Consider the following 20381-nt stretch of genomic DNA (forward strand, 5'->3'; position numbering starts at 1 on the left):
TCGGCGAGTTCAAGGCCGGCCAGGCATCAGGTGCGGACGCGGCTGCGGCGGCGCTTGGTGTCCTGCAAAAAGATCCACGCGACGGCCGCGCCGGTGACGAAGCCGCCGAGGTGACCCTGCCACGAGATGTTCGGGATGATGACCGAGATGACCGCGGTCACCGCGACGTAGCTGAGGATCCAGGTGGCGTCGAGATTCCGGGCTCTGCTGATCACCAGTTGCGCGCCGACCAGACCCAGCACCGCGCCGGACGCGCCGAGGGTGGCGCCGCCGGGCTCCGACAGGAACCAGACCGCGACCCCGCCGCCGAGCGCGGACAGGAGATAGAGCAGGGCGAACCGCAGCCGGCCGAGCATCTGCTCCAACTGCGGGCCGAGCACCCAGAGCATGAACAGGTTCGAGAAGATGTGGAAGATCTGCACGTGCGAGAAGGCCGACGTGAGCAACCGCCACGGCTCGGACTCCACCAGCACCGGGACCAGGACCAGGTCACCCAGCAGCCGCGGGCTGCCCGTCCGGACCGCGATGAACACCAGCACGTTCAGGACCAGCACGGTGATCGTCACGACCTGGGTGTTGCCGCGCGCGACGCCGCCCAGCGACGTACGGGTCCGGGGGATCGACTTGACCCCCTCGTTGAAGCACGAGGGGCACTGGAAGCCGACGGACGCCTCGTTCATGCAGGACGGGCAGATCGGCTTGTCGCAGCGCTGGCAACGGACCCCGGCGGGCCGATCCGGGTGCCGGTAGCAGACGGTCTCGGTCACGCCGTGGTCCTCCCCAGTCGTGAAAGGTGCGAACCGGCCGCGACGGCGGCCGGCCCGAGGTGGATCAGACGGTCTTGCGCTCGATCTTCACGCTGTTGATCACGATCGGCTCGATCGGCCGGTCGCCCGGAGCGGTCTTCGCGGTCGCGATCGCGTCGACGACCTTCCTGGACTCGTCGTCGGCGACCTCGCCGAAGATCGTGTGCTTGCGGTTCAGGTGCGGGGTCGGGACCACGGTGACGAAGAACTGCGACCCGTTGGTGCCCTTGCCGAACTGGATCCCGGCGTTCGCCATCGCCAGCAGGTACGGCCGGTCGAACTGCAGTTCGGGGTGGATCTCGTCGTCGAAGGCGTAGCCCGGCGAACCGGTGCCGGTGCCGAGCGGGCAGCCACCCTGGATCATGAAGCCGTCGATCACCCGGTGGAAGCCGAGCCCGTCGTAGAAGCGCTCCGTGCTGGGCTGACCCGTGGTCGGGTCGGTCCACTCCTTGGTTCCCTCCGCCAGGCCGACGAAGTTCTGCACCGTCTTCGGCGCGTGATCGGGGAACAGTCTGATGACGACGTCGCCCTTCGTCGTCTGCAGCGTCGCGAACAGTTCTTCGGCCACGAGATACTCCTCATCGGTTACGGCTTACGGCATCGATCCTGTCATGGGCCGCAAACTCACCTCCCACCGACCGGCCCAGGGACAAGTCAGGGTCGGTTCCGTCCCGCATCCCACCGTTTATCGCCTGGGTACGTCGTACGATGCAGACGAAGCCGGATTTGTCCAGAGCCGTACCAGTCGTCCATGCCGCCGATGGGCTCAAGAGCCGCCCGTCGACGGACGGCGGCACCGAGGAGGAACCGTGGGTTTGTTGAAGTCCAAGGGCCGGGTCGAGACCGCAAAGGATCGGGTCCGGCCGTACGCCGAGTCGGCATCGCACAAGGTCGGGCCAGTGGCCGGCCAGGTCCGCGACACACTCGGACCGGCAGTGGGCACCGCACGGGAGAAGGTGTCGCCGTACGCCGAGAAGGCGGTTGAGCGCGGCGCCGCCGCCGCCCACGCCGCGGTCGAGAAGGCCGGACCGGTCATCGACGACGCGCTGGCCAAGGTCGGGCCGGCCAGCGAGCACGCCGCCGAGAAGGCGCGCGAGCGGTTCAACGACGACCTGTTGCCGAAGGTGACCGCCGCGCTGGCAGCGCTGGCCGCGGCCGCCGAGCCGGTGGTCGAGGAGACGTCGCGCCGGGGCAAGGCCGCCAAGGCCGCGCTCAAGGGCGAACTCGACGTACCGAAGAAGAGCCACAAGCTCCGCAAGGTGGTGCTGTTCCTCGGCTTCGGCGCCCTGGCCGCCGCCGCCGTGAAGAAGCTGCTCACCCCACCGGAGCCGGCCTGGCAGTCGACCCCGACCAGTGGTCGTGACTACAGCTCGGCCCCGACCGGTACGACGTCCACCCGCCCCGCCACCGACAAGCCGGCGGCAGCGAAGGCCGAGACCACGACGGACACCCCGTCCGCCAACGGCAAGACCGAGGACGAGACCACCACGTCGGAGGCCAAGGCCGAAGAGGCCGCTCCGAAGGCGTCGTCCAACGGCACCGCCAAGAAGACCACCCAACGCCGCACGACCGGCACCGACTCGAAGACCACCGAGTCCTGACCCGCTGACCGCAACGGCGAAGGGCGCGAACCCCACCTCGGGGTTCGCGCCCTTCGTCCTGTGCGTCAGTTGAGCGCGGCGCCCTCGTCGTCATCGTGGCCGCGGTCCGTCTTGGTGGTGGGGATGCGGCCGGCGGAGAGGAGTTGGGTGGCGTAGCGGTGGGTGATGCAGGGATAGGTGCCGCCGCACTCGCGGCAGACGGCGTCGTTGCGGTGGAGCCAGGGCAGGACGCCGAAGCGTTTGATCCAGGTCAGCGGTTCCCGGTCGGGCGCGTGCAGTTGCATGGCGGTACGCGCCGCGCTCTGGATCTCCGGGGCCGACCACTCTTCGGCGCTCTTGGCCATCAGGTCGCTCAGGTCGTCGTGCGGCGCAGAACTGGAGGGGGGCTGGGTCATCTCGTTCGTCTCCGGGCAGGGGTCTGGGCGGTACAAGGTTCAGCGCGGCTACGGCAGCGGCGGACGGGACCGCTGTTGCCGGACCACCTGGCAGGCTCGGAGACGAACCCTTCGGAGTTGGCGGCGCTGATCGAGGAGGTGGGCAGGGCTGGGGGTGTGATGCGAACATGAACTGATTCAAACGAGTGATCGAACTGTGTCAGCCCGATCGCACACTGCGACATTAGTCCCTCGACGGCCCACTGGTGCCCTCCGGGGCCTCGCGGCGGAAAGTTCTTTACGAACCATCCGGAAGTTCTTCACGCAGCGTTCAGAGCCATGCCGTTTCGAGAGTGATCCTGGCCTCCAGCTCGAGCAGGTGCCGCTTCAGCGGGATACCGCCGCCGAAGCCGACCATCTTGCCGCCCGCACCGACGACCCGATGGCAGGGCACGACCACCGCGATCGGGTTCCGGTTGCAGGCCACGCCGACCGCCCGGGCTGCGCCGGCATCGCCGACCGCCTTGGCGACCTCGCCGTACGTCCGCATCTCGCCGTAGGGGATCCGGAGCAGTTGCTGCCAGACCGCGCGCTCGAACTCCGACCCGCCCGGCGCGGCCAGCGGCAGGTCGAAGGCGGTCAGTTCGCCGGCGAAGTACGCCTTCAGTTGCTCCTGGGCGGCGATCAGCAGGTCGTCGCGCTCGAGGGCGGGGCCGGCGTCGACCGCGCCGAAGCGCAGCCGGCACAGCCCGTCGTCGGTCACGGCGAGGGAGAGGTCACCGATGGGCGAATCGATCACGGACCAGCGCATGCCCCCATCCTGCCCCTCGGCACCGACACTTTCGCGCCCGCGGACGGCAGAATGACGAACGACCCGCGACCCGGCCGGCACTCGATGTCGTCGCCTGATCACATCGGGTTGTGCTATTTCTGTGCACGTGACCGGTCACCAGACAGGCGGTTACTACCAGATGCCCAGCCGGCCACCTCAGCCGCCGACGGACCGGTGGTTCAGCTCGGAGCAGGCGATGGGCTTCGCCGCGTCCATCCTGATCGGCGTGGTCACGGTGATGAGCTGGGCCACCGCCTGGTCGGACTGGCACTCCTACCAGGTGCTCGGGCACTTCGCCGACGACGAGCGGAAGCTGGCCCAGGCCGATCTGATCTCCGGGTCGTTCGGCATCGTGGCGGCGCTGGCGCTGCTCGCCGCCGCGGTCGTCTTCATCGTCTGGCTCTGGCGGGTCCGCTGGAACGCGGAGATGTTCTGCCGGGGCGAGCACCGGTTCACCCGCGGCTGGGTGATCGGCAGCTGGATCTGCCCGGTGGTGAATCTCTGGTACCCGAAGTGGGTGGTGGACGACATCGTCGCGGCCAGCGACCCCCGGACGCCGCCGCAGACGGCGACGCTGCGCCAGATCCCCGGCACCCGGCTGGTGTGGGCCTGGTGGCTGACCTGGGTGGTCGGGCTGGTGCTCGACAACATCGCTCAGCGCAGCGTGCTGGACGGCGCCGCCCAGCTTTCCGAATTGCGAACGAACGCTGTGATGTCGACCATCTCCGCCGTCAGTACGACGGCCGCGGCCGTGCTCGCGGTGCTGCTGATCCAGCGCGTGAACGATCTGCAGACCCGCCGGCCGTGGACGCCGTGGTGGGCCCAGGACCAGGCAGGACACCCGCTGAACGGCGGTTTCCCGCCTCCTGCGGGGTAAACCAAATCGTCACGGACGGTCGAGTACGTCGTTACAAGTGGTGATGGACCTACGAAAAGAACTCGTTAAGTCGATACCCTCCGTGCTGGCATCGACTCCACACGAGTACTTACTTCGTGGTATCAATGTGGCTCGGTCACGCGGGGGCAGGACACGATCGAGACGCCGAACAGACGGAGTTCCAGCAACGCGAGGGACGCACGACGTGAGCCACCCGCAACGAGCAGTTCTTTCTGCTGTTGAAGAAAACGATGAGTGGCAGCCACATGCGGCTGAAGAGTTTCAGCAGGTCGGAACGGTCGGCCGGATCGCGATCGGGCTGCTCGGTGCCTCGACGGTCACCCATCTGCTCTGCACGTGGTCGGACTGGAACACCTACGGTGTCGTCCACACCTACCTCGGTGGCGGCCCCAACGTCGACGACGCGGACCTGAACCGCGCCGACAGCATCTCCCGGATCACCTCGATCCCGAACGTCATCATCTCCGTCGCCGCCGCCGTGGTCTTCGTGATCTGGCTGTGGCGGGCCCGGGTCAACTCCGAGGTCTTCTGCCAGGCCGACCACCGCCGCAGCCACGGCTGGGTGCTGGCCAGCTGGTTCTGCCCCGGCCCGAACCTGGTCTATCCCAAGCAGATTGTCGACGACGTCTGGCTGGCCAGCGATCCGAAGACCCCCGTCTACGCCGACGACCTGCGCCGGCTCAGGAAGCCCCTCCTCACGAGCGTGTGGTGGGTCGCCTGGGTCGGCGCACTCGCGTTCGACGTGGTGATCCGCCGGCTGCTGATGTGGATGGAGGCCAGCGTCGGCTCGCTCCGCGGCATCGCCCTGGCCGGTACGGCGTCGCTGGTGCTGACCGCGATCTCCGCGGTGGCCGCGACGCTGGTGATCCGCCGGATCAACGGGATGCAGACCGGTCGTGAGTGGATCCCGTGGTGGGACCAGCGCGAGCCGAGGATCGCCGCGGTGCCGAGCTATGCGCTCGCCGACGACGACACCTCCGAGCAGCAGCCGATCGTCGAGCAGATCGCGGCCCCGGCCCTCCGGCTCGAGCGTCAGCCGGCCCTGCAGCTGACCGGTAGTGGTTCCACCAGCACCGAAGAGGCGCCCAAGTGGAGCCCGTTCGCCCCGGTCGCCGAGAGCTGGCAGGACGCCGGTCCGGCCACCCAGCAGTTCAGCCCGGTCGAGAGCTGGCGAGAGGAAGCGGGCCCGGCCGAAGCGGCCACCCCGGCGTACCAGCAGTCCGCTTCCGGACTGGAGACGCCAAGCTGGTCCACCTCCTCCAGCTCGTACTCGCCCCCGACCACCGACTCTTCGACCAACGACGACCTGCTCTCCGCGCCGCTGCCGAGCTGGCAGGCCGAGACTGTCGCGCCGCCGTCCCTCTCGGTGGTCCAGCCCGACCCGTACGCGTACCAGCCCTCCGCGCGCACTTCCGAGCCCGAGCCGACCTGGTCCAGCTCGTACTCCGAGCCGTACTCGTCGTCGTACAGCAGCACCTCGGACTACTCGTACACCCCGGAGCCGGTGGCTGCCCCGGAGCCCGCACCCGAGCCTGAGCCCGCGCCCGTTGCGCGCGCTGGTCGCAGGGCCGCTCGGGTCGCGGTCGACAGCCCGTCGACGATCCAGGCCGCGGTGTCCGGTTCCGACAGCTACTACCAGCAGGCGCCGGCCGTCTCCGAGCCCGACGACTTCCTGACCCCGTCGAAGCCGCTCCCGCCGGTCCCGTCGTACGGACCCGAGCCGTCGTACACGCCGGAGCCGACCTACACCCCGGAGCCCACCTACGCCCCGGAGCCGACGTACGCCGCGTACGACGCTCCGGCGGTCCCATCGACCTACGAGTCGTACTCCTCGGACTACTCCTCCTACCAGTACTCCGAGCCGGCAGCGCCGGAGACGACGTACACGCCCGAGACCAGCTACACCTCGGACTACTCGTACACCCCGGAGACGCCGAGCTACGACTCGTACGGCTCGACCCCGAGCTACGACTCGTCGTACCAGCAGGGCTCCTACAGCGGTTCGGACTACGACACCGAGAGCTACGACACCTCGTACAGCCCGAACTACACGCCGGAGAGCTACTCCAGCGACTACAACTCCACCCCGGACTACTCCACGGGCTACTCGGAGCAGCCGGCCACGGAGTACCAGCAGCAGACGCCGTACTCGTACGAGGAGCCGGCCGCCCCGGAGAAGGACGAGTCCGAGACCACCGCGCCCCGGACGCACCCCCGTCGTCGCTGGGTGTAAGAAAGCGGGATGACGAATCTCGCTTTCTCCACGCTCGGCTGCCCGGGCGCTCCCCTGGACGAAGTGTTGGAACTGGCCGCCGGCAACAACGTCTCCGGACTCGAGCTCCGGACCGCGGCCGACGAGTTCACCCACGTCGGCCTGACTGCCGCCGAGCGCCGGGCTCTGCGGTCGCGGATCGAGGACGCCGGGCTGGAGATTCTCGCGATCAACAGTTACGTGAAGCTGTGTGCGGTCGAGGAACAACCTCTCGAAGCGCACCTGGAGCTGGCCGCCGACCTGGGCGCCCGCGGCGTCCGGGTCTTTCCGGGTGACGACGCGCCGGTGCCTGGTACCGCGCCGACGGGCGATTCGCCCACTCCTGGCGAGATCCGCGCGCTCGACCGAGTGACCTCGGCATCGACGGATGTGCGGATCCTGCTGGAGACGCACGACTCGCACTCGGCCGGCGCCAGGATGGCCGCGCTCTGCGACCTGCTCGACACCGAGGCGCCCGGCCACAACGCCAAGGTGATCTGGGACAGCGCCCACACTTGGAGCCACGGCGAGACCCCCGCCGAGGCGCTCGAACTCCTGCAGCCCTGGATCGACTTCGTCCAGATCAAGGACGAGGACTCCACCCAGGACTACAAGCCGGTCGCCATCGGCGCCGGTGACTACCCGATCGACGAACTCCTCCAGGTCTTGCAGGGCAGCGACTACTGGCTCTCCCTCGAGTGGGAGCTGAAGTGGCATCCCCAGCTGCCTTCGCTGGCCGAAGCACTTCCTGCCACCTGGAACTGGATCTCCGCCCGCTGATCGGCTAGTGCTCGGTCCGGCGCGGGGCGAACTCGTCGTCCTCGTGCTCCATGCCGCGGCCTTCGAGGTGCCAGCTCCAACTGGTGGTCGGTTTGATGCGGAGCTACCCGCCCGAAGATACAACGCGCGTTGTACTAATTACAACGACCGTTGTAGTCTGGTCTCTGTGGACAAACGACAGGCGATGCTGGCCGGTGGACTGACTGTGTTCGCGCGGGACGGTTACAGCCGGGGGAGCATCGACGTGATCGCCGCGGAGGCGCAAGTCTCCACCCGGACGATCTACAACCACTTCGCCGACAAGGCCGGGCTGTTCCGCGCGGTGATCCAGGACAGCGCGACCCGGGTCGCCGCGGCGCAACTGGAGATCGTCGACCGGTATCTGCGCAAGGTCACCGATCTGGAGGCCGACCTGGTCGAGTTCGGCATCGCGTGGCGGACTCCCATGCCGGACTATGCCGAGCACTCCTCACTCGTCCGGCAGGTCAACGCCGAGGCCGGGCACATCCCGCAGGAGGCGATCGACGCCTGGCAGGAGACCGGCCCAATCGCAGTACGGCGTGCGCTGGCCGACCGGCTCGCCGCCCTCGCCGAGGACGGGCTGCTCCGGGTGAGCGACCCGATGCTCGCGGCCCTGCACTTCTCCCTGCTCATCTCCGGCGCCAACCCCTCCTACCTAGGAGCCCGCATGACCCCCGAGGAGATCACCCACGCGGTCACCACCGGCGTGCACGCGTTCTTGAACGGCTACGGCCGCTGATGCGCTATCGACTGTTCGGCCCGACCGGACTCCGCGTCTCCGAGGTGCTGCTCGGCGCGATGCGGTTCGGCTCAGTGGAGCAGGCCCGGCCGATCATCAACGCGTACGCCGATGCCGGTGGCAACGTGATCGACACCGCCGACGCCTACGGCACCGAGGAGATCGTCGGCGAGGTGCTCGGTAACCGCCGGGACCGGTTCGTGGTCGCGTCGAAGTACACGCTGCCCCGCGACCGGTCCGACGTGAATGCCGCAGGCAACCATCGGAAGAACCTCCGGCTCGCCCTGGATGCCAGCCTGCGCCGGCTGCGAACGGACTACCTGGACGTCTACTGGGTGCATTGCTGGGACCGGCATACCCCGATCGAGGAAACCCTGCGCGCGCTGGACGACGCAGTACGGGCCGGGAAGATCCTGTATGCCGGAGTCTCGGACGCGCCGGCCTGGATCGTCTCCCAGGGGAACACCCTCGCCCATTTCCGCGACTGGACCTCCTTCGCTGGGTTGCAGGTGCCGTACAGCCTGCTGCGGCGAGACATCGAGCGCGAACTCCTGCCGATGGCGGAGGCGTTCGGGATGTCCGTGGCAGCGTGGGCTCCACTCGCCCACGGGAAGCTCGCCCGGCCGGTCGAGGCGGCGGAGAACGATCGCGAACACGCGGTGCTCAGCGCGGTACGGGAGGTCGCTGGGGAGATGGGGGTCACCCCCGCCCAGGTGGCGCTGGCCTGGACGCGGGTGCGATCGCGGGCCGTACTTCCGTTGGTGGGGGCGAGTTCGGTCGAACAACTGGCCGACAACCTGGCCGCGCTCGAGGTCGAACTGCCTCCCGAGGCCGTCGGCCGACTGGAGTCGGCGACCGGTTTCGAGGTTGGCTTCCCCACCGATTTCGTCCCCGCCGACCTGTACCACCCCCTCTCGGTGATCGGCCGTTGAAAACCGAACCAATTCGGGCCTAGGCCACAATTGCGTGTCGGTGCATGACATCGGGCACTGGTGACTCGTCAAAAGGAGTGAAGTCCCGACGGGGGACCTTGTAGGTAAGGACAATCAGATGATCAGAACGACGCTCCGGCGGGCGCGGTGAGCCCGCGCGCGGTCGACAAGCGAGCCCGCCCGGGCAACGAGTTGACCGAAGTCGGTTCAGCTCCGCAGCATCAGGCAAACATCGCCGAACTCATGCCAGAGGTAGCGGCGTTCGAGGGCGGCGTCGTAGGCGCGCTGGACGGCGGTGCCGCCGACAACGGACTCGAGGAGAAGCAGGTGTGACGCCTCCGGCGCATGCATCCCGGTGATCAGGCCATCGACTACTGCCGCAGGGTGGTCTGGGCCGAGGACGAGGTCGGTCCAGCCGCCGGCGGCTCTCACGGACCCGTCGGGTTGAACCGCTGACTCAACAGCCCGTACCGCGGTGGTCCCGACGGCGATCACCCTCCCGCCGTTCGCCTTCACCCAGTTCACCAGGCGCGCCGTGTGCTCCGGTACTGCGTACCGCTCGGGCAGAGGTGGTTCGTGGCTCTCCAGCGACGACACCCCGCAGTGCAGCAGGATCGGCGCGATCAGCACTCCGGTCGCGGCCAACTGGCTCACCAACTCGAAGCTGAACGGCCTGCCCGCACTAGGCATCTCCGCGGAACCCGGCTGGTTCGCGAACACCGTCTGGTAGAGAGCCAGCGGCCACCGCTGGCCGACGTACTTGTAGGTGATAGGGCGGCCATTCCTCTTCAAGTAGCCGACCACGTCCGCCACGGGCGGCTTGGCCCGCCACAGCCTCGTACCGCTCGGGTCGTATGGCTCCAGCAGCGTCAGCACACCTTCAGGCAGCTCCACCCGATCCCCCGGGGCACCGCCGAACAGAGGCGAGCCCCCGTCGCGCAGTTCGACCACCCAGGTGCCGTCGTCGAGTGCGGTGGAGAAGTGGACCACGACGGGCGCGACACCCGAGCCGGTGATCCACGACCCGTCGACCGCGGCGGCCAACGTGCCGGAGGTGTTCACCAGCAGCAGGTCGCCCGGCCGCAGATGCTCGCCGAGCCGGTCGAACCTGGTGTGCGTGACGGTCGACCCCTCCGCGACCAGCAGCTTCACCTGATCCCGGGCCAGCCCGCGCGCTTCCGGCGGTTCCACCGCGTTCAGTTCGTCGGGCAAGGTGAATCGGGTCTGTGGATGCACTCTCACGAAGTCACCGCCGGGGCGAACTCCGCGGCCCGGTAGCGACCACTCGCGGGTCGGCTGTCCAGCAACTGCAGGAACGCCGGTACTACGCTCGCCGGTTCCGGCCGGTCCGAGATGTCCTCGCCCGGGAAGGCGGCCTGGTGCATCGCAGTACGGAGGTCACCTGGGTCCACGGCGTACACGGCGAGCCCGGGGTGCTCCGCAGCCAGTACAGCGCTCGCGTGGTCCAGCGCCGCTTTGGCCGAGCCGTAGCCACCCCAGCCTTCGTAGGCCTCTACTGCCGCGTCGGAGCTGATGTTGACGACGGTTCCGGCCGCGGCGGTCAGTTCAGGGATGAGCGCCTGGGTCAGGGCGATCGGCGCGATCACGTCGACCTCGTACACCCGCCGGAGTTCTTCGAGATCGGCTGCGGCCAACGGCTGCAGGGGGCTCGGCCCGAGGTAGCTGGCGTTGTTCACCAGCAGATCGAGCCGGCCGAGTTCACCCACCGCGTCGACCAGGTCGGCGCGGTGCTCGGGATCGGTGACGTCACCGGCCAGCGGCACCACGTCCGTCCGGCCGGCCACTGCGTCGGCCGCGTTCTTGAGGGCATCCGCGCCGCGGGCATCGATGATCAGCGCCCAGCCACGATCGGCCAGGCCATGCGCCAGGGCAAGGCCCAGGCCGGCGGAAGCGCCAGTGATGAGAGCGACGGGACGAGTCAGGGAATCAGGAGTCATGCCCGTCACTCTCATACCTCAAGCAGACTTGAGGTCAAGCACTAGCTGCTGTAGATCTCGTACTCCGACAGCTGGCCGGCGGGTCAGCCCGTGTTGCCGGTAAAGGTCAGCCGGACGGAGCGCGGTCGGCAGTCCGGTGGTGGCGAGGGCTTAACTGTTCGGGATGAGGATGCCCGGGTTGAGGATGCCGTGGGGGTCGAGGACGCGCTTCACGGCCTGCAGGGTTTCGACCGCGATCGCGCCGATTTCCCGCTCGTACCCGGCGCGGTGGTCAGTGCCCACTGCGTGGTGGTGGGTGATGGTCCCACCGGCGGCGGCGATCGCTCGGTTTGCGGCGGCTTTCGCTTGGCGCCACTGGGCCACCGGGTCGTCGGTCTGCGCGGAGATGACGGTGAAGTAGAGCGAGGCGCCGGTCTCGTAGACGTGGGAGACGTGACAGAGGACCAGCGGTGGAGTGCCTTGCTCCGAGAGGGCGGCGACCAGCGCTTCGGTGACCTTCGCCTTGAGAGCCGGCAGGGTCGACCAGAAGCCTGCCGTCTCGAGGGTTTCCACCAGGGCGCCCTCGTCGAGCAGTGGGTCGCGGAGGTAGGGAGCTCGGTAGCGGCCCTGGCGCCAGGTTTCGCCCGGGCCTTCGCCGAGGCTCTCGCCGCCTGCCGCTGTGAGGACGTCAGCCACCTCGGCGCGGCGTACCGCAGTACGGGCGCCTTCGAAGCCGACGATCGCCAGTACTCCGCCGGTGCTGCCGCCCAGGACGTCCGGGTCGGCGAGGTTCACTGCGGTTTCGGCCTCATCGGACAAGCGCAAGACGGTCGGGAGGGGGCCGTCCTGCGCCAGCCCGCGGATCGCGGCCAGGCCGTCGTCGAAGGAGGCGAACTTCCAGCCCTCGAAGGAGCGCTCGGCGGGACGCGGGCGGACCCGCAGGACGACCGAGGTGATGATGCCCAGCGTGCCTTCGGAGCCGAGGAACAGTTGGCGCAGATCCGGCCCGGCCGCGGACATCGGCGCCCGGCCCAGTTCGATCGTGCCGCGCGGCGTCGCCACGGTCAGCCCGACCACCATCTGATCGAACCGCCCGTAGCCGGCGGACGACTGACCACTCGAGCGGGTCGCGGCGTAGCCGCCGATACTCGCGCCTTCGTAGGACTGCGGGAAGTGGCCGAGCGTGTAGCCGTGCTCGGCGAGCAAGGCCTCGGCGGCGGTGCCGCGGACGCCGGCCTCGAGCGTGGCGGTGCGGGAGATCTCGTCGATGCGGACGAGCCGGTTCAGCCGGCGGAGGTCGACGGCGACGAACTCGATGCCTTGCGGTGCGAGCCCGCCGACCACGGACGTGCCACCCGCGTACGGGACGACAGCGACGTGCTGCTCGGAGCACGCGATAAGTAGAGCCTGTACTTCGTCATGCGAGCCCGGGTAGACCACGGCGACGGGCATGTCCGTGGTGTCGCCCGCGCGGTGGCGGAGCAGGTCGGGCGTCGAGTAGCCCCGCGTGTGCGCCCACCGCGTCTCCAGGTCGGTCTTCACTTGCTCGGAGCCCAGGACCTTCTCCAGCATCTCCCTCGCGCCACCGGCCAGCCCACCCTCTGGCGCAACTAACTCCTCATCCCGGCGCCCGGCAGGGCGGTTCACTCCCAGGTGCTTGAGGGCCTCCAGGGCTGCGGCGGGGAGGTCGACCGAGTGGTCGGGGTCACCCCAGCGGCCGGGCGTGAGTTGCACCACCGGGAGGTCGGACTCGGTCATTGCGGGCTCCCCATCGTCAGCCTTCGGAGGTACCGTCCGGACAGAGGTGAACCCCCTGGCCTTCACCTCTGTCCAGACGTTCCACACCCGCCTGAGTCGCTGATACACTCTGACGTGTGATGTATCAGCGTAGCAGCGAGCCGGACACCGGCTCCAGTCGTCCCACACCCGCGAACGCGATCGGCGAGGAGCGGATCCTCGACGCGGCGTACGAACTGCTGCTGGCGATCGGGATGCGCCGGATGACGATGGCCGACATCGCCCGGCACGCGGAGGTCTCCCGCGCCACGCTGTACCGCCGCTGGCCGAACGTGCAGGCCGTGGTCGCCGCGCTGATGACGCGCGAGTGGACCACCGCCCTCGTCTCCGCCTTCCAGCCCGACGCGGTCGACGGGCGCTCCCGGCTGGTCGAGGGAGTGGTCGAGGTGGTCGCGAAGACCCGGACCCACCCGCTGATGCGCAAGATCATCGAGCTCGACCCGGAGTTCCTCACGCCGTACCTGATGGAGCGGCGCGGCAGCAGCACAGTCGCGCACCTGGCCCTGGTGAAGGCGGGGATCGAGGCAGGCCAGGCGGACGGATCGATCCGCTCGGGCGACTCGGACTGGCTGTCCCGGCAGATCATCCTGGTCTCGCTCGCCTCGGCCGTCTCGGGTCCGGTGCTCGCCGAGCCGAAGGAGTATCCCGCGCTCGACGAGGAGCTGCGGGTGATGCTGACGAGGTACCTGACGCCATGATGGCGGTGGGCGACGCGAGCCTGAACGCGACCCGGCGGACCCGCGAGCTCGACTGGCTCGACACGACCGGCAAGGTCGACGTGCTGGTGGTCGGCGGCGGGGTCACCGGCGTCGGCGTTGCCCTGGACGCGGCCGCCCGCGGCCTCACCGTGGCCCTGGTGGAGAAGCACGACCTTGCCTTCGGCACCAGTCGCTGGAGCTCGAAGCTGGTCCACGGCGGGCTGCGGTATCTCGCCTCCGGACACGTCGGGATCGCGTACGAGAGCGCGGTCGAGCGCGGCATCCTGATGAAGACGACCGCGCCGCACCTGGTCCATCCGGTTCCGCAGGTCGCCCCTTGGTTGCCAGGAGCAAGGATGGCCCAGGCGGCGATGCTGCGCGGCGCGTTCGTCGGCGGCGACGTGCTCCGCACCTTCGCCCGTACCAGCGAGGATTACCTGCCGCACTCACGCCGGGTCAGCTCGGCGGAGGTGCTCCGGTACGCGCCCACCCTGCGCCCCGATGGTCTGCGCGGCGGCTTCCTCGCCTGGGACGGCCAGCTGTACGACGACGCCCGGCTGGTCGTCGCGATCGCCCGCACCGCGGCGTCGTACGGCGCGCGCGTGATCACCCACTGCGCGGCCACCGAGGTCACCGGCCGAGGCGCCGTGCTGGTGGACCAACTGTCCGGCCGCCGGATCGACGTGGCCGCCCGGATCGTGATCAACGCGACCGGGATCTGGGCCGACCAGGTCGCCTCGGGGATCAAGCTCCGGCCGAGTCGCGGCACGCATCTGGTCCTTCCACAATCTGCCTTCGGCGGGCTCTCGGCGGTGCTGACCGTGCCGGTTCCGGGGCAGTTGCGCCGCGTGGTGATGGCGATCCCCGCACCCGACGACCGGGTCTACGTCGGGCTGACCGACGAGGACGCGCCGGGCCCGGTCAGCGACGTACCGCATGCGACGGACGCCGAGATCGACTTCCTGCTCGACACCATCAACGCGGCGGTCCGGGTTCCGTTGACCCGCGATGACCTGCTGGGGACGTATGCGGGGTTGCGGCCGCTGCTCGACACCGGCCATCACTTGGGCAAGACCGCCGACATCTCCCGTCGGCACGCGGTTCTGACCTCGACCGACGGGGTGGTGACGATCGTCGGCGGCAAGCTCACCACCTACCGGCGGATGGCCCAGGACGCGCTGGACACCGCACTCGCCCAGTCGTCGCTCGAGACCCGCCGGCCCTGCCTGACCCACCGGATCCCGTTGGTCGGCGCCGCGGATCGGGTCCACCTGGCCGCTGTCCGGGCACCCGGCCGCTTCGTCGACCGGTACGGCGTGGAAGCCCCGGCCGTCATCGCCGTGGATCCTGCCTTGCTGCAGCCGATCGCGCCGGGCATCGCGACGACCCACGCCGAGCTTCGCTTCGCAGTACGGCATGAGGGCGCGATGACCGAGGACGACCTGCTGGATCGGCGGACCCGGATCGGGCTGTCCGCGACTCAGCGAGCGCTTGCCACACCGGCGGCGCGGGAGGCGTTCGCCGCGGTTTGACCGGCCGGAGTTGCAGCTTTTAGCCACTTGGCCGCCCGAGATCGCTCCCACGCCTGAGATAACTTGGGCGTCGGGGAGGTGGGCAAGGGTGAGTCAGCCGTATGCGGGGCCGAATCAGCCGTACCCCGGGTACAACCAGCCGTACCCGGTGCCGTACCGGCCGTACGCGCCCCCTGCGCCGCAGTACCGGCCACTGCGTCGTACTGCGCGGGTCGGCATCGCGCTGATGGGCCTGACCGTGCTCACCGCCATCATCCAGAGCGTGCTGATGTGGCGCTCGTACGACGACGTCAAGCGCTTCGTCTACGGGTTGCTCTCGGAGGACGAGGTCGCCGAGGCGGTCGGGTCCATCTCCGGCAGCGGGCCGTTGCTCAACCTGGTCGGCCTGCTGGTCATCGGCGCGGGTGTCACCTTCCTGATCTGGCTCTCCCAGGCCCGGGAGAACACCGAGGCACTTTCGCCCTCGCCGGCCATCACCTACCAGGGCGCTCAACGGCTGGGAAGCGGCAAGCACCGGCATTCGCAGGGCTGGGTGATCGGCAGTTGGATCTGCCCGGTCGTGCAGTTCTGGTATCCGCTGCAGGTCGTCCAGGACGTCGTGAAGGCGAGCGAGCCGACCGACAAGCCGGGCGCCGCCAAGTCGGGGGAGACGCGCGGGCTGCTGTATTGCTGGTGGGCCGCGTGGACCGGGTTCTGGGTGATCGTCGTCGGCGGTGGTGGAGTCGCCCTGGTCAGTTGCATCGTGTGGATCGTGCGGCTGGTCGACCGGGTGGATGCTGCCGGCGCCACTGGTGACTATGTGGACATCTACGACCTGCAGGACTTCATGGTCCGGGTCGCGCTGCTGGTGAACGTCGGCTTCTCGGTGGCGACCGTGCTGCTGGTTGTGGCCGGTGTGGCCGGCGCGCTGCTGATGCTGCGGGTTACCTCCTGGCAGGACAGTCGGGTGTCGGCGCCGCCGCAGCAAGGCCCACCACAAGGCCCGCCGCAAGGCCCGCAGCAGGGGCCGCCGCAGTACGGGCCGCCGCAGTATGCCCCGCGGCCGGTGGACGCGCCGCCCGCGTTCCCGTCGTACGCGCGGCCGCCGCAGTCACCCTGGCATCGCTAGCCGGCAGATCACCGCGGTCGCATCGTCGTGCCGCTTCCCCCGGAAACTCCCGTCCACCGCCTCGGTGTCATGCAACCTGACCCGGTCGATCAACGCCTGCGGGCCGGCTGTGTCGAGCACGCTGACCAACTCTTCCCAGGAGTGCCCGTAGCGGTCGGAGTACCGCGAAGCGCCGTCAGTGAGTACTGCGACCACCTCGACCTCGGCGCGTTCCGCAGTACCGGTGACTGCTTCGTACGCCGCCTTGGGCGCCGTGCTCGCCACCCAGAACCCACCCGGCTGGTTCCGCAACCGCCGCACCACCTCGACCGTGTACTCCGGGATCAGGTCGATCCGGTTGTCCGCGATCACCGTCACCTGCTGGTCCGGCGCGCGCAGCAGGATCGGCGAATCCGCGAGCACCAGGTGCTCGACGTGGCCTGGCGTCACGCGGACCATCGCCACCGTCGAGGACGGGCTGTCCGGGTTCGCCAGGTCGCAGGTGCCGGCGTGCTCGGCGCCGACCGCTGTGATCGCGTCGGCAAGGAGGTCCGCCAGCGGCGCCTTCGAACGGCCTAGCAAGGGCAGCACCAGCTGAGCGCCGAGCTTCTCCACCAGCCTGGCCACGGAGTGCACGCAGCCCGAGTCGACACCCAGGGGAGCGGTCGCACCGTCCAGCACCACCACGAAGTCCGGGCCGCACACCGCGAGATCCTCGTTCACGCCGAATCGATCCGGCGCTGGCTGACACGCAGACCGGATCTCCACCCCTCCATTCTCAGGGGTCGGGTGGGCCGACCGGTCAGGTGGGCTGCGCGGTCAGGGTCGGCTGTGTGGTCATTTCGCTGGTCGGGTCGCTCGTGGATCGGGCGGCCCAGGTATCTGCGAGGGACTTGTCCAGCGAAATACTGGCGGACCAGCCGAGGCGATCGGCGATCAGCCGGGTGTCGGCCTGTTGCCAGGACACATTGTCCGCCTGATCGGCATGCCCCGAGCCTTCGACGATCCTCGCAGTCGCCCCGCTCAACTCCACCAGCCTGTGGACAACTTCGCGCGCGAGCGTGCCCTTGCCGCTGCCCACGTTGAGGATCGGCGGTAGCTTGCCGTCCGCCGTCGCCACCGCGACCACCGCCTCCGCGACGTCCCGCACGTCGACATAATCCCGCCAGACCTCGAGCGACCCCAGCCGTATCTGGTCCGTCGTGCCGAGCTGGCGGACCACCCGCCCGGCCAGTGAGCTCGTCGGTGAACCAGGTCCGGTGACGTCGAAGGCGCGCAGTACGACTGCGTCCGCGCCGTTGCGCTGAGCCCGCAGTACGAGCTCGGAGCCGGCCAGCTTGGTGTACCCGTACGCCGATCCCGGGCGAAGCTCCGCCTGCTCGTCCTGGCTCGTCCCTTGTGGTGCCCCGCCGTACTCGGCCGCCGAGCCGAGCTGGACGAACCGCGCGTTGTTCGCGTAGCCGTTCATCGACGCGAGCAGCGCCTGGACCGCGACCACGTTGCCGCGGGTGAGCTCCAGGGTGTCGCCGTGGCTCGCCGCGGCCGCGTTCACGATCACGGTCGGCTTGTACATGCAGAGCAGTGTGTCGAGCGCGTAGCAGTGCCCGGTGGCGAGATCGAACCGCCGATGCGGGTCGCCCGTGCTTCTGGTCATGCCCCGGTGCTCGATGCCGCGGTCGGCCAGCAGCCGGCAGATCGCAGTACCGAGGAAGCCGCCGGCGCCGAACACCATCACCCGTTCTGTTGCGGTCACGCTCCTCATCCTCCCGCTCGCGGTGAACATTGTCGGTCGGTGCGGGCACACTGCAGGTGAACCGAGAGGAGTGCCGTGGCTGACCGTAAAGAGGGCCGACCCGCGCCGAAGACCGAGTCCACCGTGCGGGACTGGGACGACGCGGATCCGTCCGGGCAGACCTTCACCCGGGTGCTGTTCATCGACTCCGACCTGACCGAGGTGACGAACCGGGGCGGCGTCTTCGAGGAGTGCACCTTCCGCGGCGTCCGGTTCAACGCCTCCGTGCACGTCGATGCCGCCTTCGTGAACTGCACGTTCGTCCGGTGCTCGTTCTTCGACACCACCTTCACGCGGTGCAAGTTGATGGGCAGCATGTTCGACGACTGCTCCTACAACCTGATGAAGGTCGAGGGCGGCGACTGGTCGTTCGTCGGCCTTCCCGGCGCCGACCTGCGCGGCGTCGAAATGACCGGGACCAAACTGCGCGAGGCCGACCTGACCGGACTCCGCGCCGCCAAGGCCGCACTACGCGACGCGGACCTGTCCGGCGCCTGGCTCCACCACGCTGACCTCACCGGCGTCGACCTGCGCGGCTCCGACCTGTCGACGCTCGATCCGCACACGGTCGAGCTCAAGAACGCCATCGTCGACCTGACCCAGGCGATGGTGATCACCACCTCCCTGGGCCTCGAAGTACGCCCCTGACCCAGCCACACGCTGTGGATATCTGCAGGCCCGTGACCCGTCATCCCCCGATTCATCCACAACCTGTGGAAAACCATCCAGCCCTCACCACACCCTTACGAGCGGCCTGCCCGGGCGGATCGCCGTACGGAGGGCGACCAGCAGTCCCGCAGCCAGGCCGACGCCTACGAAGGCGCCCAGCGAGTTCGCGATCAGGTCGTGCAACTGGCACGACCGAGCGAGGTGCGGCACCATCGCCTGCATCGCTTCGACCGCCGCGGACAAGCCGATCCCCGTGGTGATGCCATCCGCCGTGCGGCCGCTCGTCAGCGTGATCAGGACTGCGGCGGGGATGAACAGCAGCACGTTCAGCAGCCCTTGCTGCGAAGTGAGGCCGCCGGTCGTCGTCAGTTGCATCCCGCGGACCCCCTCCCGGTCAGCACGATCCAGGTGTCCAGCAGATGTGGGATACCGCGATAGGTCTCGAGCACGCGTCCGGAACCTCCGTGGTCGACCCGATGTCTTCCTCAACAGAGACTCCGCGTCCACTCCCACCGACCGCTAGATCACTCCGGACATCTGCACGCACCCGCAAACAAACAGTGAGCCCATCGTGACAATCCGTACCAACCTGTCACGCTTAGTCATCTTCGAGCCGTCAAGAAGCAGAGAACGGCGAGGGCCAGCACGTAGGGTGCCCAGAAGAACCGCTCCCAGGCGCTCGAGGACGCGACATTCAGCAGCGCACTGAGGAGCAGGAGCCCGAAAAGCGCCCAGGTACCCCAGCGAGCCAGCCCCTCGGGCACCGCGAGCAGTCCCCACCCGCCTCGACGGAGTACGACCAGCGCTGCCCCGATCCAGAAGAACACGGCGACAGCACTCGCAATCCTCAGCCCAGCCGGCAACTGACCCACGTGCGTACCGCCCCAGGAGGCTCGCCCCACAGGCGCCCCCAACACAATGGCAACTTGGAACAACGAGACACCGATCAACCCAACGGCCGCAGCCATCGCCGGGACCTGCCCTGAACTCCAGTTCACCGCGCGACCTCATCGAGTGCCGCAAGGCATTCCTGCGCCCACGCGATCGTCGCCTGAGCACTATGCCGACCCGCTGAGATCGTCAACTGCCAGAAGGGTTCATCGGCCGCGTGCTGCGTCTCACCGGCAACCTGCACGGCCAGCGCATCAAACTCGAGCAGCCGCCGCTGCGCATCAGCCTCGGCCGCGACCACAAGCTCCCGGCACGCCTCCACGCCCAGCGTGCGCCCAAAGAACAGCCGCAACATCAGCCCATTACGCGCCGGCGCCACCTGAACCGGCTCTCCCAGCAACTCCCGAAGCCGCCGCCTCCCCGCCGCGGTAATGGTGAACGTCGACGACCCAGCCTTGGCCGACCCACTCCGCTCCACCAACTCCAGCCGCTCCAACTCCGCGAGCGCGGGATAGATCTGCCCGAAACTCTCACTCCAGAAGTGCCCGAGCACATCCCGAATCGTCTCCCGCAACGCATACCCCGTCATCGGCTCAATGCTCAACGCCCCCAGCACCGCCATATGAGTCTGACTAGCCCGCGCCACGACAATCCTCTCTACTAGATATATCTATTAGAGAGTACAGCCCACAAAGAGTCCACGCTGATTGCTACTCGCGAGAACCGGCCGGCCGCGGACTCAGG

At 68.8% G+C, this 20381-nt stretch carries 22 protein-coding genes; 10 read left to right on the top strand and 12 right to left on the bottom strand.

Translation table 11 applies throughout. The annotated features are described in order from the left end of the window. Positions 1-26: 26 nt before the first annotated feature. Both ABD255_RS08310 and ABD255_RS08315 read right to left on the bottom strand, forming a co-directional pair. Complete coding sequence (locus ABD255_RS08310) at positions 27-767, bottom strand: rhomboid family intramembrane serine protease (RefSeq protein ID WP_344211553.1); 741 nt, start codon at positions 765-767, stop codon at positions 27-29. 64 nt (positions 768-831) lie between these two features. Further along, entirely contained in the window at positions 832-1374 is a 543-nt protein-coding gene (locus tag ABD255_RS08315) for a peptidylprolyl isomerase (protein ID WP_425554392.1), read from the bottom strand. A 241-nt stretch (positions 1375-1615) separates the two neighbouring features. On the opposite strand from ABD255_RS08315, the gene ABD255_RS08320 reads away from it, so the two are divergent. Beyond that, on the top strand, positions 1616-2407 hold the full coding sequence (locus ABD255_RS08320) for a hypothetical protein (RefSeq protein WP_344211555.1): 792 nt from the start codon (positions 1616-1618) through the stop codon (positions 2405-2407). A 65-nt stretch (positions 2408-2472) separates the two neighbouring features. Here the strand turns inward: ABD255_RS08320 and ABD255_RS08325 are convergent, their stop codons facing one another. Next, positions 2473-2802 (bottom strand): hypothetical protein, encoded by a 330-nt coding sequence (locus ABD255_RS08325; RefSeq protein WP_344211557.1) that lies wholly within the window; start codon positions 2800-2802, stop codon positions 2473-2475. A 310-nt stretch (positions 2803-3112) separates the two neighbouring features. Then, positions 3113-3592, bottom strand: a complete 480-nt coding sequence (locus ABD255_RS08330; RefSeq protein ID WP_344211559.1) for a methylated-DNA--[protein]-cysteine S-methyltransferase — start codon at positions 3590-3592, stop codon at positions 3113-3115. A 121-nt stretch (positions 3593-3713) separates the two neighbouring features. On the opposite strand from ABD255_RS08330, the gene ABD255_RS08335 reads away from it, so the two are divergent. From ABD255_RS08335 to ABD255_RS08355, 5 genes are all read left to right on the top strand, one after another. Then, positions 3714-4490 (top strand): DUF4328 domain-containing protein, encoded by a 777-nt coding sequence (locus tag ABD255_RS08335; RefSeq protein WP_344211561.1) that lies wholly within the window; start codon positions 3714-3716, stop codon positions 4488-4490. A 205-nt stretch (positions 4491-4695) separates the two neighbouring features. After that, positions 4696-6744, top strand: a complete 2049-nt coding sequence (locus tag ABD255_RS08340) for a DUF4328 domain-containing protein (protein WP_344211563.1) — start codon at positions 4696-4698, stop codon at positions 6742-6744. Between the two features lie 9 nt (positions 6745-6753). Next, entirely contained in the window at positions 6754-7542 is a 789-nt protein-coding gene (locus ABD255_RS08345) for a sugar phosphate isomerase/epimerase family protein (protein WP_344211565.1), read from the top strand. Positions 7543-7708: 166 nt separating this feature from the next. Then, complete coding sequence (locus tag ABD255_RS08350) at positions 7709-8302, top strand: TetR/AcrR family transcriptional regulator (protein ID WP_344211567.1); 594 nt, start codon at positions 7709-7711, stop codon at positions 8300-8302. Continuing rightward, the gene (locus ABD255_RS08355) at positions 8302-9234 is read left to right on the top strand and encodes an aldo/keto reductase (RefSeq protein WP_344211569.1); all 933 of its coding nucleotides are present in this window, start codon (positions 8302-8304) and stop codon (positions 9232-9234) included. Before ABD255_RS08350 ends, ABD255_RS08355 begins: the two co-directional genes overlap by 1 nt. A 207-nt stretch (positions 9235-9441) precedes the next feature. On the opposite strand, the gene ABD255_RS08360 is transcribed toward ABD255_RS08355, so the two are convergent. The 3 genes from ABD255_RS08360 to ABD255_RS08370 form a co-directional block, all read right to left on the bottom strand. Continuing rightward, the gene (locus ABD255_RS08360) at positions 9442-10476 is read right to left on the bottom strand and encodes an S-adenosylmethionine:tRNA ribosyltransferase-isomerase (RefSeq protein ID WP_344211571.1); all 1035 of its coding nucleotides are present in this window, start codon (positions 10474-10476) and stop codon (positions 9442-9444) included. Further along, on the bottom strand, positions 10473-11192 hold the full coding sequence (locus ABD255_RS08365) for an SDR family NAD(P)-dependent oxidoreductase (protein ID WP_344211573.1): 720 nt from the start codon (positions 11190-11192) through the stop codon (positions 10473-10475). Before ABD255_RS08365 ends, ABD255_RS08360 begins: the two co-directional genes overlap by 4 nt. A gap of 150 nt (positions 11193-11342) precedes the next feature. Then, a complete protein-coding gene (locus tag ABD255_RS08370) occupies positions 11343-12929 on the bottom strand; it encodes an FAD-binding oxidoreductase (RefSeq protein ID WP_344211575.1) in 1587 nt (528 codons plus the stop codon). Positions 12930-13048: 119 nt separating this feature from the next. Here ABD255_RS08370 and ABD255_RS08375 point away from each other — a divergent pair, with 119 nt between their 5' ends. The 3 genes from ABD255_RS08375 (at position 13049) to ABD255_RS08385 (ending at position 16306) form a co-directional block, all read left to right on the top strand. Further along, positions 13049-13666 (top strand): TetR/AcrR family transcriptional regulator, encoded by a 618-nt coding sequence (locus ABD255_RS08375; RefSeq protein WP_344211577.1) that lies wholly within the window; start codon positions 13049-13051, stop codon positions 13664-13666. Continuing rightward, complete coding sequence (locus ABD255_RS08380; protein WP_344212328.1) at positions 13666-15198, top strand: glycerol-3-phosphate dehydrogenase/oxidase; 1533 nt, start codon at positions 13666-13668, stop codon at positions 15196-15198. The genes ABD255_RS08375 and ABD255_RS08380 overlap by 1 nt, the downstream gene beginning before the upstream one ends. A gap of 88 nt (positions 15199-15286) precedes the next feature. Beyond that, positions 15287-16306 carry a DUF4328 domain-containing protein gene (locus tag ABD255_RS08385; protein ID WP_344211579.1) on the top strand — a complete coding sequence of 340 codons (1020 nt, stop codon included), beginning with the start codon at positions 15287-15289 and terminating at the stop codon, positions 16304-16306. Here the strand turns inward: ABD255_RS08385 and ABD255_RS08390 are convergent. Together ABD255_RS08390 and ABD255_RS08395 are read right to left on the bottom strand one after the other, a co-directional pair. Continuing rightward, positions 16289-17008 (bottom strand): protein phosphatase 2C domain-containing protein, encoded by a 720-nt coding sequence (locus tag ABD255_RS08390; RefSeq protein ID WP_344211581.1) that lies wholly within the window; start codon positions 17006-17008, stop codon positions 16289-16291. The genes ABD255_RS08385 and ABD255_RS08390 overlap by 18 nt on opposite strands. A 79-nt stretch (positions 17009-17087) precedes the next feature. Next, positions 17088-18038 carry an NAD-dependent epimerase/dehydratase family protein gene (locus tag ABD255_RS08395; RefSeq protein WP_344211583.1) on the bottom strand — a complete coding sequence of 317 codons (951 nt, stop codon included), beginning with the start codon at positions 18036-18038 and terminating at the stop codon, positions 17088-17090. 75 nt (positions 18039-18113) lie between these two features. Between ABD255_RS08395 and ABD255_RS08400 the strand changes: the two genes are divergently transcribed. Further along, positions 18114-18725: a pentapeptide repeat-containing protein gene (locus ABD255_RS08400; RefSeq protein ID WP_344211585.1), complete on the top strand. Its 612-nt coding sequence runs from the start codon at positions 18114-18116 to the stop codon at positions 18723-18725. A gap of 84 nt (positions 18726-18809) precedes the next feature. On the opposite strand, the gene ABD255_RS08405 is transcribed toward ABD255_RS08400, so the two are convergent. The 3 genes from ABD255_RS08405 to ABD255_RS08415 form a co-directional block, all read right to left on the bottom strand. Next, complete coding sequence (locus ABD255_RS08405) at positions 18810-19121, bottom strand: VanZ family protein (protein ID WP_344211587.1); 312 nt, start codon at positions 19119-19121, stop codon at positions 18810-18812. Between the two features lie 227 nt (positions 19122-19348). Further along, complete coding sequence (locus tag ABD255_RS08410; RefSeq protein ID WP_344211589.1) at positions 19349-19714, bottom strand: hypothetical protein; 366 nt, start codon at positions 19712-19714, stop codon at positions 19349-19351. 26 nt (positions 19715-19740) lie between these two features. Continuing rightward, positions 19741-20259, bottom strand: coding sequence for a PadR family transcriptional regulator (locus ABD255_RS08415; protein WP_344211591.1), 519 nt, complete (start codon positions 20257-20259; stop codon positions 19741-19743). Between the last annotated feature and the right edge of the window lie 122 nt (positions 20260-20381).

This window comes from Kribbella sancticallisti (assembly GCF_039530625.1).
GTDB classification, from domain to species: Bacteria; Actinomycetota; Actinomycetes; order Propionibacteriales; family Kribbellaceae; genus Kribbella; species Kribbella sancticallisti.